Source organism: Phenylobacterium sp. (genome assembly GCF_030681155.1).
Lineage (GTDB): Bacteria > Pseudomonadota > Alphaproteobacteria > Caulobacterales > Caulobacteraceae > Phenylobacterium.
The window spans coordinates 1-13270 of the sequence record NZ_JAUXXE010000002.1 but is presented as its reverse complement, the minus strand read 5'-3'; the positions used below and the strand labels follow the sequence as shown (position 1 = coordinate 13270).

Annotated in this window: 11 protein-coding genes; 5 read left to right on the top strand and 6 right to left on the bottom strand. The window is 65.3% G+C overall.

Annotated elements, in window-relative coordinates:
- The first annotated feature begins 165 nt into the window (after positions 1–165).
- On the top strand, positions 166–2016 hold the full coding sequence (locus tag Q8M13_RS00240) for a DUF885 family protein (protein WP_305297591.1): 1851 nt from the start codon (positions 166–168) through the stop codon (positions 2014–2016).
- Between the two features lie 7 nt (positions 2017–2023).
- On the opposite strand, the gene Q8M13_RS00235 is transcribed toward Q8M13_RS00240, so the two are convergent.
- Positions 2024–3652, bottom strand: coding sequence for an EAL domain-containing protein (locus tag Q8M13_RS00235; RefSeq protein ID WP_305297589.1), 1629 nt, complete (start codon positions 3650–3652; stop codon positions 2024–2026).
- A 122-nt stretch (positions 3653–3774) separates the two neighbouring features.
- Here Q8M13_RS00235 and Q8M13_RS00230 point away from each other — a divergent pair, with 122 nt between their 5' ends.
- Positions 3775–4269, top strand: a complete 495-nt coding sequence (locus tag Q8M13_RS00230) for an NUDIX hydrolase (RefSeq protein ID WP_305297588.1) — start codon at positions 3775–3777, stop codon at positions 4267–4269.
- Between the two features lie 4 nt (positions 4270–4273).
- Here the strand turns inward: Q8M13_RS00230 and Q8M13_RS00225 are convergent, their stop codons facing one another.
- The 3 genes from Q8M13_RS00225 to Q8M13_RS00215 form a co-directional block, all read right to left on the bottom strand.
- Positions 4274–4675: a GFA family protein gene (locus Q8M13_RS00225; protein ID WP_305297587.1), complete on the bottom strand. Its 402-nt coding sequence runs from the start codon at positions 4673–4675 to the stop codon at positions 4274–4276.
- Positions 4676–4774: 99 nt separating this feature from the next.
- The gene (dmeF, locus tag Q8M13_RS00220; RefSeq protein WP_305297586.1) at positions 4775–5704 is read right to left on the bottom strand and encodes a CDF family Co(II)/Ni(II) efflux transporter DmeF; all 930 of its coding nucleotides are present in this window, start codon (positions 5702–5704) and stop codon (positions 4775–4777) included.
- Positions 5705–5712: 8 nt separating this feature from the next.
- On the bottom strand, positions 5713–5988 hold the full coding sequence (locus Q8M13_RS00215) for a metal/formaldehyde-sensitive transcriptional repressor (RefSeq protein WP_305297585.1): 276 nt from the start codon (positions 5986–5988) through the stop codon (positions 5713–5715).
- Positions 5989–6357: 369 nt separating this feature from the next.
- Here Q8M13_RS00215 and Q8M13_RS00210 point away from each other — a divergent pair, with 369 nt between their 5' ends.
- Both Q8M13_RS00210 and Q8M13_RS00205 read left to right on the top strand, forming a co-directional pair.
- Complete coding sequence (locus Q8M13_RS00210) at positions 6358–6510, top strand: hypothetical protein (RefSeq protein WP_305297584.1); 153 nt, start codon at positions 6358–6360, stop codon at positions 6508–6510.
- A 74-nt stretch (positions 6511–6584) separates the two neighbouring features.
- A complete protein-coding gene (locus Q8M13_RS00205) occupies positions 6585–7562 on the top strand; it encodes a CorA family divalent cation transporter (protein WP_305297583.1) in 978 nt (325 codons plus the stop codon).
- A 103-nt stretch (positions 7563–7665) separates the two neighbouring features.
- On the opposite strand, the gene Q8M13_RS00200 is transcribed toward Q8M13_RS00205, so the two are convergent.
- A complete protein-coding gene (locus Q8M13_RS00200) occupies positions 7666–8943 on the bottom strand; it encodes a dicarboxylate/amino acid:cation symporter (protein WP_305297582.1) in 1278 nt (425 codons plus the stop codon).
- 160 nt (positions 8944–9103) lie between these two features.
- Positions 9104–9904, bottom strand: a complete 801-nt coding sequence (locus Q8M13_RS00195; RefSeq protein ID WP_305297580.1) for a hypothetical protein — start codon at positions 9902–9904, stop codon at positions 9104–9106.
- A gap of 502 nt (positions 9905–10406) precedes the next feature.
- Between Q8M13_RS00195 and Q8M13_RS00190 the strand changes: the two genes are divergently transcribed.
- On the top strand, positions 10407–13270 hold a 2864-nt coding region (locus tag Q8M13_RS00190), incomplete at its 3' end, for a TonB-dependent receptor domain-containing protein (RefSeq protein ID WP_305297579.1).

Here is a 13270-nt window from a genome sequence, read left to right as displayed (position 1 = left end):
TCTCACCTACTCGTAGAATGGGGTTCTTCTGCGACAGGGCGATAACGACCGCGCGCCTGCATTACGGCGAATTAACAATTTGCGCCACGACGCGTTGTTGCAGCGCTCCGCCAGCTCCGAAATAGGTGGGCGTCACAAATGTAACGAGTTCGGGGAGGGTGCTACATGCAAAGCCGCCGTCAACTTCTTCTGTCCGCCGGCGCCATGGCCGCCCTGGCCGGCTGCGCCAGCACCGCCGAGCCTGTGGCGATGACGACGGCGCCTGCTGTCCCGCTACCCCCCGCCGCCCCTGACGCCGCCGCGCAACTGGCCAAGTATCTGGATCAGGTCTTCGAGCAGGCGTTGGACGACTCGCCGCAGCTCGTCACCGGGCTTGGCCTCGACACCGGCGCGCGCGCCCCGGCGAAGTGGAAGCTCGACAGCGCCTCCCTCGACGAGAAGGCCAAGCAGAAGGCGCTTAACACCGAGCAACTACGCCAACTCAAGGCCATCGACCGCTCGCAGCTCTCGGGCATGGCGGCGGTCAACTATGACAGCGTGATGTTCAACCGCGCGACCAACGAGGCGGCCAATCAGCGGTTCGACTACGGCTATCTCGGCGCCGGCCAGCCCTACATGCTGTCCCAGCTCAACGGCTCCTATCAGTCGACGCCCGACTGGCTCGACAATCAGCACCGGATCGAGACGAAGGACGACGCCGACGCCTATCTCTCGCGGCTCGCCGATTTCGCCACGGTCATGGACCAGGAAACCGAGCGCGCCCGCCGCGACATCGCCGCGGGCGTGATCCCGCCGGACTTCGTGATCGAGCGGGCGCTGGGCCAGATGGCTGGTCTGCGCAGCGCGCCGAACGCCTCGCCGCTTGTGAAGTCGGTCACCCGCCGCGCCAAGGAAAAGGGCATCGCCGGCGACTATGAAGGCCAGGCGGCCAAGATCTATTCGGACAAGGTGCTGCCCGCGCTGGAGCGTCAGATCGCGCTCTTCAAGGAAACCCAGGGCAAGGCCGTCCACGACGCCGGCGTGTGGCGCCAGCCCGACGGCGAGGCCTATTACGAACACGCCCTGCACGACTCCACGACCACCCGCCTGACCGCCGATGAAATTCACAACATCGGCCTGGAACAGGCCAAGGAGTTGAACGCCCGCGCCGAGGTGTTGCTGCGCGCCCAGGGCATGACACAGGGCTCGGTCGGAGCGCGGATCCAGGCGCTCTACAAGAACAAGACGTACCACTACCCGAACACCGACGCCGGCAAGGAGAAGCTGCTCGCCGACCTGATGGTGCAGGTCAACGCGATGTCAAAGCGCTTGCCTCAGTACTTCGGTACGCTTCCCAAGGCGCCGCTGGAGATCAAGCGGGTGCCGAAGTTCATCGAGGCCGGCGCGCCGGGCGGCTACTACAACCAGCCCTCCCTGGATGGCTCGCGGCCAGGGATCTACTGGATCAACCTGCGCGACACCGCTGAATACCCGAAGTGGACGCTGCCGACCCTGACCTATCACGAGGGCGTCCCGGGCCATCACCTCCAGCTGTCCCTGCAACAGGAAGCAGATCTTCCGATGATCCGGCGGGCGACCTTCCTCTCGGCCTATGGCGAGGGCTGGGCGCTCTATTCCGAGGAGCTGGCCCGCGAGATGGGCGTCTATGACGGCGATCCGCTGGGGGAGATCGGCTACATCCAGTCCTCGCTGTTCCGCTCAGCGCGGCTGGTGGTCGACACCGGCATCCACGCCAAGCGCTGGAGCCGCGAGAAGGCCATCGAGACGATGAGCTCGATCGATGGCTCGCCGAAGTCGGCCGCCACCACCGAAATCGAGCGCTACTGCGTCTGGCCAGGCCAGGCCTGCAGCTACATGGTCGGCAAGCTTGAGTGGCTGCGCCTGCGGGCCAAGGCCAAGGCGGCGATGGGGCCGAAGTTCGACATCCGCCAATTCCACGATGCGGCCCTGCTGTCGGGGGCCATGCCCCTGACAGTGCTGGAGTCGGTCGTCGATCAGTACGTCGCGCGCGTCTAAGGCGCCGTCAGCCCCAGGTGTCGACCGTGCCCCGCCGACGGGCCGCGGGCGACACTGGGGCCAGCGCCGAGGCCGGTTCGACACTGGCTGGCAGGTCGCCCGGCGCGCCGTACAGCCAACCCTGGGCGTAGTCGACGCCCGCCCGGCGAACGGCGTCCTCGGCCTGGACGTTCTCCACCATCTCGGCGAGCGTCTTAACGCCCAGTTCGGTGCACATGTGGACCAGATGGCGGATGAACGTGCTTTCGCGCCCGCCATGTTGCAGCTCGCGGATGAAGCGTCCGTCGATCTTCACGATATCCAGGGTCAGTTGCTGGAGGTAGGCCAGCGAAGCGGCGCCCGCGCCGAAATCATCCAGGCAGATGATGCAGCCGGCGGCGCGCAGCGCCTGGAGGTGACGGTCGGCGAGGGCGAGATCGTCGATCGCCGCGCTCTCGGTGATCTCCAGCAGCAGTTGGCCCGGCGCCAGCGGCGTCTTGACCAGCATCGCCTGGACGGCGCTCACGAAGTTGGGGCTGACGATCGTTCGACCAGAGACATTGGCGGCAAGTCGCAGTTTCGGCGAGGCGGCCAGCAGGGCCACCGTCTCGCCCAGCACCGCGATGTCCAGCGGCTCGATCATGTCGAGCTCCTCGGCCATGCGGATCATCGGATAGGGGCTGGCGTTGTCGCCAAAGCGCACCAGCACTTCGCGGTGATGCAGGGCCGAACCCACCTTCAGATCGACCACGGGTTGGAAGACCAGCTGGAAGCGCTTTTCGTTCACGGCTTGGCCAAGGACGCCGACATCGATCAGCGTGCGCTGCACCGAGCGGTTTACCGCCTCGTTCAGGGTCAGCGAGGCTTCGCTCGCCATCCCTTCCTTGATGAAGTTGTCGAGCGAGAAGCGCAGGGCCCGCAAAACCTGCGCCGGCTGAACATCAGCGTTCAGAGCCATGGTCCGGCCGGTGGCCGTGAGGTTGTCGTTGGGATCGCTGGAGACAAGCGCGATCAGTCGCTGGACGAGGGCTTCGACCGCTTCGCCTTTCTGCCGCACCAGGGCGTACCGATCCGAGCCGAGGTCGGCCGCGGCGGCGCCGCCATGCGACTGGGAGCGGATCGCGCCGGAAAGTCTTTCTTCAAGCGCCCTGGACCCCTCCTCGCCGAGCACCTTGCGCAGGGCGGCCAGCCCTCCGAATTCGATCAGGGCGAGTTCGAGCTCAAGCCCCGTCGCCTTGGCGGTTTCGATCAGCGCGGCGGCGGTGGTTTCGAAGCCGGCCTTGTCCTGCAGGCCGTGGGTTGTCTTCGCCGCCGAGCGGCTTAGCGCGCAGGAGGTCGCCCCACCATTGCCCGGCATGCGGAAGGCGGTCATCGAGGCGGCCCGCTCGATCCCGTCTGCCGCGCCAGCCAGGCTGACGACCAGCGGCCCGCCACGGCCTCCATCCTTCAGGCCGCCCAGCAGGGCCGCGAGCATCATCTGGTCGCGAGGGTCGATGAAATCGCGCCAGGCGCGGCCCACCAAAGCGGTCTCGGCCGAGCCGGACAGCGCTTCGCTAGCCCCGATGGCGAAGCTGATCTGGCCATCCTGCGTGATTTCCAGAAGCAGGTCGGCGCTCGCAAAGGCGAAGCCGAGCAGACGTTGAGGGCCGAGCGACAATCGGGGTCTCCATGTCGTTACGCTCAACACCTTGTCGTGCCTCAATTAACTTCAGATTGAGACTGAGGTTCGCTGAAGCGTTTCGACAGGCTAGATTCGGCCAAACTTCCCGGAGCTTCCCTTTGCGTGAACGTCTGACCGCCCGTGTCCTGCTGTTCGACCCGCAAGGCCGGATCCTGCTGATGAGGGGCCGGTTGCCCAACCGCCCGCCGAGCAGCGCCGCGTGGTTCACGGTCGGGGGCGGCGTCGAGGAGGGCGAGAGCCTGGCGCAGGCTGCGATCCGCGAGATCGTGGAGGAGACAGGTTTCACTCAAGTCGACCTCGGCCCGGTCGTCTGGACGCGGGAAGGCGAGGGGGTTCTGGTCTCAGGCGAGCGGGTGCTTTTCAAGGAAAGCTACCTCGTCGCCCGCTGCGCCGGCGGTGAGCCTTCGCGGGACGGATGGGCGGACTATGAAACCGACCTGATCGACGACATCCGCTGGTGGACCTTGGACGAGTTGGCCGCCACGGCGGACCGGGTCTATCCCGAACGCTTCTGCGAATTGGTCGGACCCGTTGCGCTCGGGAGCTATCCCGACGCGCCCCTGGAAATCACGGTGGTGCGCATCGTCGATTGAGCGATTAGAGCGGCCTGGCGTCCGGATATTGCGGCTTGTCGTCGGTGATCGGCCACCAGTTGGCTTTTGACGCCGTGTAGAAGTGGAAGCCGATCTCGCTTTCGACGACGCCGTCCAGTGTGCCGGCGCGGATCCGCATCACCTCGGGCTTGCTCTTGAGGCGGCTGAACAGCGGGCCGCCGCACCGACCGCAGAACACCCGCTCCTTGTCCGGCGTTGAGTCATAGATCCTGAGGTCGTCTGCGCCTGACAGCTGGTGGAACTTGCTGGTCTCCACCGGGATATTCGTGCCGAACGGCCCGCCCTGCGCCTTGCGGCAATCGCCGCAATGGCACACCTGGATCGGCGCGAGGTCGCCCTCGATCTCAAAGCGGACGGCGCGGCAATGGCAGGAACCGGTGTGCATGTGATCTCCGGGCTATCGGTTTGGCCCGATATATCGCGCCGGCTCGGCCAGCCAAAGGAAAGACGTCCGGCTATTTGGCGATGTGGCGCGAGCGCCGGCCTAGGCCACTTCCACCGTCAGGTGGCGGAGCTCATGGACCGGCCGCAGCCGGCGTCGGACTTCCTGCGCATCTAGCCCGCCCACGACGCTGACGATCGCCGCGTGGGCCTCGGGGCCGACCCGCCAGACGTGGAGGTCGCAGATGCGGCTGTCGCCTGGTCCTTCGACAAGCTCGCGGATTTCCTCGGCGACATGCTCGTCGGTGGTGTCGAGCAGCACGGCGGCGGTGTCGCGCATCAGGGTCCAGGACCATCGGCCGATGACCACCGCGCCGACCATGCCCATCACAGGGTCCAGCCAGACCCAGCCCAGAAGGCGTCCGGCGACCAAGGCGGCGATCGCCAAGATCGAGGTCAGGGCGTCGGCGAGGACGTGCAGGTAGGCCGACCGCAGATTGTTGTCGCCGCTATGATGGGCGCCGTGGGCTGCGAGATCGTGGTGGTGGTCGTGGCCATGTCCGTGGTGATGATGGCCAGCGCCCAGCAGCACGGCGCTGATGATGTTTACGCCAAGGCCGACGACGGCCACGATTGTCGCCTCGCCAAAGGCGACGTTGGTCGGTTCAAACAGGCGCTTTACGGACTCGATGCCAATGCCCAGCGCCACGAGGCCAAGGGCCAGGGCCGAGGCGAAACCGGCGAGATCTCCGACCTTGCCCGTGCCGAAGCTGAACCTCGCGCTCATGGCGTGTTTGCGGGCATAGGCGTAGGCGATGGCGGTCACGCTTAGCGCCCCCGCGTGGGTCGCCATGTGGAAGCCGTCGGCCAGTAGCGCCATCGATCCGGTCCAGTAGCCGGCGATGATCTCGCCGACCATCATCAGTGCGGTCAGGCCCACCACCCACAGGGTGCGTCGGGCGTTTGCGTCATGCGCCGCGCCCAGAAAGATATGTTCGTGGGACAGCGTGGCCAAGTCGTCATGCGAGCTCATGGATTGTCTCACTTCGAGTAGCGGCGAATGGCTTCGATGACTTCTTCGGCGGCCTGCGCCCTCGCGGCGTCATCCAGACCGGGCTTGGCGACATGTTCCCGCAGATGGGCCTCGAGCACCTCATCAAGCAGCCCGTTGATCGCGCCACGCGTGGCGGCCACGAGATGGAGCGTGGACGCGCAATCGGCGTGGCCGGCGATGGAGCGTTCGATAGCCTCCACCTGGCCTGCGATGCGGCGCACGCGTTTCAGCAGGGCGTCATTGTGGGAGGATAGGTGTGCCATAGGATACCCCCCTATGGTATATTTCCGAGCGCTGCAAGGTAGGCCGTCGTTTGCCGGCTTGGTCAAATTCGGCGCGTATGGCTGACCGGCGCCGAAACTAACCAAGCCCGTTTACGGATATTTGATGGAACGTCGTTATCTGTGTGCGTATGTCGCGCTTCTCTATTCAGATCAGGGACCCCGCGCCGCGGAAGCCGCCCATCAACGGTTGGGTCGCCGTTCGGGTCTTCATCTGGACTCTGCTCCTGGCGGGCGCCGTGCTGTGGTGCTGGTCGATGCTGGCCGCCTGACTCCTCTCCGCTGAACGACTGGCTTGGCTTTTGCGGGTGACGCCCCAACAGAAGTCAGATCGTCCCAGCGGAGGACAAGATGCGGTTTACGTTCGCACCGACTGCCGTCGCGCCTCCTCGGCGCAGCGTCATCCTGCTTTGGGCGCGGCGTGCGTTCGACATGATCGTGATCGGGGTGATGGTCTATGCGGCGGTCGAAACCATCGCTTTCTTGCGCGGCATGAGCAGCTAGCCACGCGGCGTCATCGCCCTGTCATCTAAAGGTCGCATCACCGATCCCAGCAGGGCCTGGGAACCGGAACGACCATGGGGCAAGCCAGCGCGTTTCTATGGGCCTACGTCTTCCATGGCGGCGTGGCGCACGCCCTGACCGACCAGGCCTTTGAGGCGGCGTCCGAAAGCCCCGAGGCGTGGACCTGGGTCCATTTCCCCCTGAGCGACCAGCGCTCGCGGCTCTACCTTGAGGGACTGGACGAGTTGCCGGCGGCTGCTCGCGCCCTGATCCTGCGGACCGAACAGCGCGTGCAAATCCAGTTCAGCGGTCACTGGGCCTTCGGCGTGCTGCCCGATCTTGAGCGCGATCTGGACGGACGGCCTGTCGGCTCCGGGCGGCTGCTGTTCGCCTTTGACGGCGCCAGGCTGGTGACGGCGCGCCGTCAGGCCCTGCGGGTGGTGGACGAGGTAAGGCGCGAGGCGGAGGGTGGGGCTCTGATCGCCAGCCCGGCCGAGGCCATAGTGCGGCTTATCGAGCGCTATGTGGACGTCTCCGAGCAGCGTCTTCACGATGCCGCCCAGGCGCTAGACCGGGTCGAAGACCGAATGCTGGGCGACCATGGCGAGGTCGAGAACCTGAAACTAGGCCCCACGCGTCGCGGGCTTTCGCGCGATCATCGGGAGTATCTGGGCCTGCGCAGCGCGCTGCATCGCGCCTGTGTTCCGCGTGAGGACCACCAGGTGGCGCTGCTGCCGCAGCATTTGTCGCGGCTGGCTCAGGAGGCCGAGGATCTGGATCGCGAGGCCGCCAGCCTGCAGGAACGGGCGCGCCTGCTGCATGAGGAGCTGGACACCCAGATCACCAGCGCCACCAACCGCAGCATGCGAGCCCTGACCGTGATGTCGAGCCTGCTGATCCCGCCGACCCTGATCGTCGGGGCGTTCGGCATGAACCTCTCGGGCATCCCGTTCGCTGGTTCGGCGGGCGGTTTTGTCGCCGCTTGCGGCCTGTGCCTAGCGGTGGTGGCTGGCGCCTATTGGGTGCTGCGGCGAATGCGGATCATGCCGTAGCGGCGCCCTGATCTCCCCTGGATGCCGCAACGGTTGATCTCGGTTCACATGTTGGCCGGCGCGACGCTGGGACTTGCGCCTGGAGAGCGCCGGCCTCCGCCCGCTAGGCGGGCAGCTTGGCGGGCTCGCCGCCCAGGTCGGGGTCCTGGTCCTCGATGTCGTCCAGCTCACCTTCCCACTTGGCGACCACGGCGGCGGCGACGGAGTTGCCTACGACGTTGGTGGCCGAGCGGCCCATGTCCAGCAGGTGGTCGACGCCCAGCACCAGGGCGATCCAGGCCTCCGGCAGGCCGAAATAGGTGAGGGTGGCCATGATCACCACCAGGGAGGCGCGCGGCACGCCGGCGATGCCCTTCGACGTCACCATCAGCAGCAGGAGCATGAAGATCTGCTGCTGGACGGTAAGATGGACGCCGTGCGCCTGGGTGATGAAGATGGTGGCGAAGGTGCAATAGAGCATCGAGCCGTCGAGATTGAACGAGTATCCCAGCGGCAGAACGAACGAGACGATGCGGCGGCGAACCCCGACCTTCGGCAGGGCGTCGAGGATGCGAGGATAGGCGGCCTCCGAACTGGCGGTCGAGAACGCCAGCAGGGCCGGGGTGCGGATCACCCCGAACAGCGGCACGGCGCGCTTGCCAAGCACGACGAAGGCGGCGGCGAACAGCACGAGCCACAGCAGACCCATGGTGGCGTAGAAGCCCAGCACGAACTTCCCATAGACCGCCAGCATCGACATGCCCTGGGTCGCGATGGTCGAGGCGAGCGCGGCGAATATGGCCAAGGGGGCCAATTTCATTACGAACTCGGTGACCTTGAGCATGATCTGAGCACCTTGCTCGACCAGCAGCAGGATGGCGGGGGCCTTGTTGTCGAGCGCCGCCACGGCGGTGCCGACGAACAGCGAGAAGACGACGATCTGCAGGATCTCGTTCTTGGCCATGGCGTCGACGATCGAGGTCGGCACCAGGTGGGTGATGAAGCCCTTCAGGGTGAAGGCGTCGGTGCTAGCCACGCCCGGCGCGGCGGCGGCCGCGGCGGTCTGCATGTGCAGCCCGGCCCCCGGCTGAAGCAGATGCACCATCATCAGGCCGATCAGCAGCGAGACGATCGAGGCGCAGATGAACCAGCCCATGGTCTTGGCGCCGATCCGGCCGACGGCGGCGGCGTCTTCCATGTGGGCGATACCGGCGACCAGGGTCGTGAACACCAGCGGGGCGATGATCATCTTGATCAGCCGCAGGAATACGTCGGTGATGATCGACAGGCCGTCCGCCGCCTGCGTGGCCTGGCCGGGATCGAGGAATTGGTTGCACGCCCAGCCCACTCCCACCCCGAGCACCATGGACAGGACGATCAGCAGGGCGAAGCGGCGGTTCATGGCGATACTCGGCGAGGGAGAGGCGGCAGGCGCGGCGTGAGCGCACCACTCATCCACAAGACGCAGCAGCGAGGCCGTGCCTCACTAGAGCGTTGTTTTTCTCACCGAGGTCGATAGAGCCCGGTGGGGATCAGATGGCCGACCCGCACCCCGATAATGCCTACTGGCGGGTGGCCGGAGGCGCGTCCACCGGCTCTTCGCCGGCCCAGCCGCTCAGGAACTGCGGTTGATAGCCCTGCGCGGCCAATTGCTCGAACTTGAGCCGATAGGTCGGCGCGGTCATGCCATGGATCACCACCGAGTCGGCGGTGTGCTTTTCCCAAAGGCCGGCATAGACATCCTGCCCGCCCACGGCCGCGGCCCCGGCGCAAACCAGGTCATAGCCTTGGGCGGCCAAGTCCTTGCAGGCCTCGCGGAAGTCTGGCTCGCTTTGGTGGTGATGGGCGACCCAGGCCGGCCCTTCGCTTTTCTCCCAGATCGCGGCGTACCGATCCTGGCCGCTGACCGCATAGATGCTGATCCAGGTGGGCCGATAGCCGCGCTCCACGAACTCGTCGAACGCCCGTTGGTAGCTCTTGGCGCTCAGTCCGTGGCACGCCGACCAGGGCGGCCCGTCGGTCTTCTCCCAGAAGGCCGCATAGCGGTCCTGGCCGCGCACCGTGTAGCCGCTGACGAAACGGGGACGGTATCCGGCGCGGGTGAAGTCTTGGAAAGCTTGCTGATACTCAGCCGATGACAGGTCATGACGAGACGTCCAGGCGCCGCCCGGGCGCTTGTCCCAGATCGCGGCGTACCGATCCTGTCCTCCGGACTCGTACCCGCTAAGGGATCGAAGGCGATAGCCTTTCGCGGTGAAGTCGTCGAAGGCCGTTTGGTAGTCCAGGGAGGTCAGTCCCAGGCGGACCACCCAGGCGTCAGGCGCGCCCTTGTTCCAGGAGGCGACGAATAGATCTCTGGTCATTTCGCGTTTCCCTCACATGCGTTGAAGCGGGGCGAAGCAGCGCCTTTGAGTATTAGTTGGCGCCGTTGTGGAGTCTTGGCGGTGTTTGCTGTTCTCGACACTTAGACTTGAGTGTGAACTTGAATATGGCCGAGCTTGATTTAGGCAAATGTGTGCGAGAACGGAGCAACGCTCGCCTCAAATTGGAGCAAAAATTCGTCCATAGGATGAACGTTCGACCAAATATGTGCGAATAGTCGCGCTCTGGTGGTGAAGGTTGTTGTGCCGGATATCGATATTTCTAGGATTTCTGGAGGCTAAGCTTCAGCCCTGGCCCTGATCAGCGTCATGTGAAACGCCCGGCGATGCCGCACCTGCTCACGTCGGCGCCGCATCTGCGAAGAATTGCAGATCGGACATGTGGCTCTTGGAAACGCCTGCGTCTTGGAACCGGACGCGCGAGGGGCGTGTCGTAAAAATTACCAAGGGCGGTCGGATGAATTCCAGTTCGTTGAAGTGGCTTATGGCGGGTAGCTGCGCCATTGGCGCGTTGCTCGCAGGCGCTGCGCAGGCGCAGACGACCGAGGCCGAGGTCGCTGTTGAAGAAGTCGTCGTCACCGGTTCGCGCATCGCCCGGCCTGACTACGTCGCCAACAGCCCCATCGTCTCGGTTGGCCAGGCGGCCATCGAAAACACCGGGCAGGTGACGGTCGAGAAGTCGCTGTCGCAGATGCCGCAGTTCTCGGGCTCTTTCGGCCAAGGCAACACCGGCTCGACCTCGACCGGCCTGAACGGCGGCCAGTCGTACGCCTCGCTCCGCGGTCTGGGCGCCAAGCGCACCCTGATCCTGCTCGACGGCCGTCGCCTTCAGCCTTCCAACCCGGACGGCTCGGTCGACCTCAACACCATTCCTGAAGCCCTGATCGACAACGTCGAAGTCATCACCGGCGGCGCCTCGACGGCCTACGGCTCGGACGCCACGGCCGGCGTCGTGAACTTCCGCCTGAAGCGGAACTTCGAAGGCATCGTCCTAGACAGCCAGTACGGCATCACGGAAAAGGGCGACGGCGAATCCTTCAAGATCGCCATGACCGCCGGCGCTCGTTTCGACGAAGGCAAGGGCAGCGCCGTCATCTCGGTCGACTACACCAATCGCGACATCGCTCTGCAGAGCGCCCGCGACTACTACGTCTTCCGCACCTCGACCCCAGGCCTCAGCACTATCCCTCAAGGGACTGTACTGTTCGGCGCCAACCTGCCGACGCTGGCTTCGGTCAACAACGTGTTCGTGGGCCAGTACGGCACGCGCGCTCTGACCGGCAACGCGGCGGGCAAGTACACCGGCCAGATCGGCTTCAACACCGACCAGACACTGTTCTCGACGGCTGGCGTCCCGGTTCTGAACTTCCGCGATCCGGAAACCGATCAGGCCTACATCGTCAACTCGAACGCTTCGGGCACCCAGCAGCAGGTCAATTTCGGCTACAACGGCGCCTCGATGCAGTCGGACCTCGACCGCTACTCGGTGTTCGGCAAGATCGACTACGAGCTGAGCGACAACCTGCGCATGTTCACGCAGTTCTCGTTCACCGACTATGAGTCGACGGGCATCAGCAATCCGACCCTGGCCTCGAACGTCTATGGCCTGACGGTTCCGGTTTCGAACCCTTACATTTCGACCGATTTCCGCAACATCCTGGCCTCGCGCCCGAACCCGAACGCCGGCTTCACCTTCTATAAGGCGTTCGACATCCTGGGTCCGCGGATCCAGAAGTACAGCTACACCGTCTATCAGCTCACCTCGGGCCTCTCGGGCGACGTCGGCTTCAAGGACTGGACCTGGGACGGCTACGCCTCGTTCAGCCGCGCCAAGTTCGACAACGAGCAATTCGGCGGGGCCAGCGCCTCCGCCGTCGCGCGTCTGCTGAACAGCCCCACGGGCGGCACGGAATATTGCGCGGGCGGCTTCAACCCGTTCGGCAACCTGACCCCGTCGGGCGACTGCATCCGCTACATCAGCCGTCGCACCCTGAACCAGAACACCCTGGAACAGCGCACGGTTGAAGCCAGCGTCCAGGGCGGCGCCTTCGAACTGCCGGCCGGTGAAGTCCGCTTCGCCATCGGCGCCGACTACCGCAGCAACGAGTACACCTTCACCCCCGACACCCAGCTGAACCAGCCCGACGGCACCAGCGACGTGCTGGGCTATAGCGTGCTGCGCAATGCTGGCGGCGCGGTGGACACCTACGAGCTGTTCGGCGAAGTCCTGGTTCCGATCCTGAAGGACCTGCCGTTCATCCAGGAGTTCAGCACCAACCTTGGCTACCGGTTCTCCGACTACAGCTCGGTCGGCGCCATCAGCACCTACAAGGCTGACTTCGACTGGAAGGTCGTGGACAACGTGCGTCTGCGCGGCGGCTACAACCGCGCCGTCCGCGCCCCGAGCGTCGGCGAACTGTTCGCCCCTATCTCGACGGGCAGCGTCGCGGTCGGCACCGCCGGCCCGACCAACACCGACGGCGATCCCTGCGATGTCCGCTCGTCGTTCCGCCGGGGTTCGAGCGGTGCTCAAGTCGCCGCCCTCTGCCTCGCGCAAGGTGTGCCGGCGAACATCATCGACAGCTACCAGCTCGGCACCGCCCAGGTGTTCGCCCTGACCGGCGGCAACCCGGACCTGCAGGAAGAAACCGCCGACACCTTCTCGTTCGGCGCCGTCATCCAGTCGCCGTTCGAGTCACCGCTGTTCAGCCGGATGTCGGCCTCGATCGACTGGTACAGCATCAAGGTGAAGGACGCCGTTGGTCAGCTGCCGATCAAGAACGCCTTCCAGTTCTGCTTCAACGCCGGCGGCTCCAACCCGACCTACGACCCGAACAACTACTACTGCCAGCTTCTGACGCGTAACCCGGCCAGCGGCGTGCCGTTGAACCCGGTCCAGCCCCTGCTGAACCTGGGTCAGTTCGAAACCAGCGGGATCGACGTCCAGTTCGACTGGACCGTTGACCTGATGGACGCCGGTCTGGGCGAGAACGCCGGTTCGCTGGCCGTGAACGTCGCGGTCGGCTGGCTGGAAAGCTTCAAGGTCCAGAACCTGCCCGGCGCCGCCACCTACGACTACGCCGGCACCTGGGGCACTGCGGTTGAAACCAGCGCCGGTCAGGCTCACCCGGAATGGAAGTCGGTCACTAATCTGACCTACACCAACGGCCCGGCGAGCGTCGGTTTGCGCTGGCGTTACATCAGCGAGATGGAGAACTCCGCTCGCGTCGTGACCGCCACCAGCACCACGCGCGGTGTGAAGGCCTACCACGCCTTCGACCTCAACGGCCGCGTTAAGCTGCCTTGGGAAACCGACCTGCGCTTTGGCGTGAACAACCTCTTCGACAA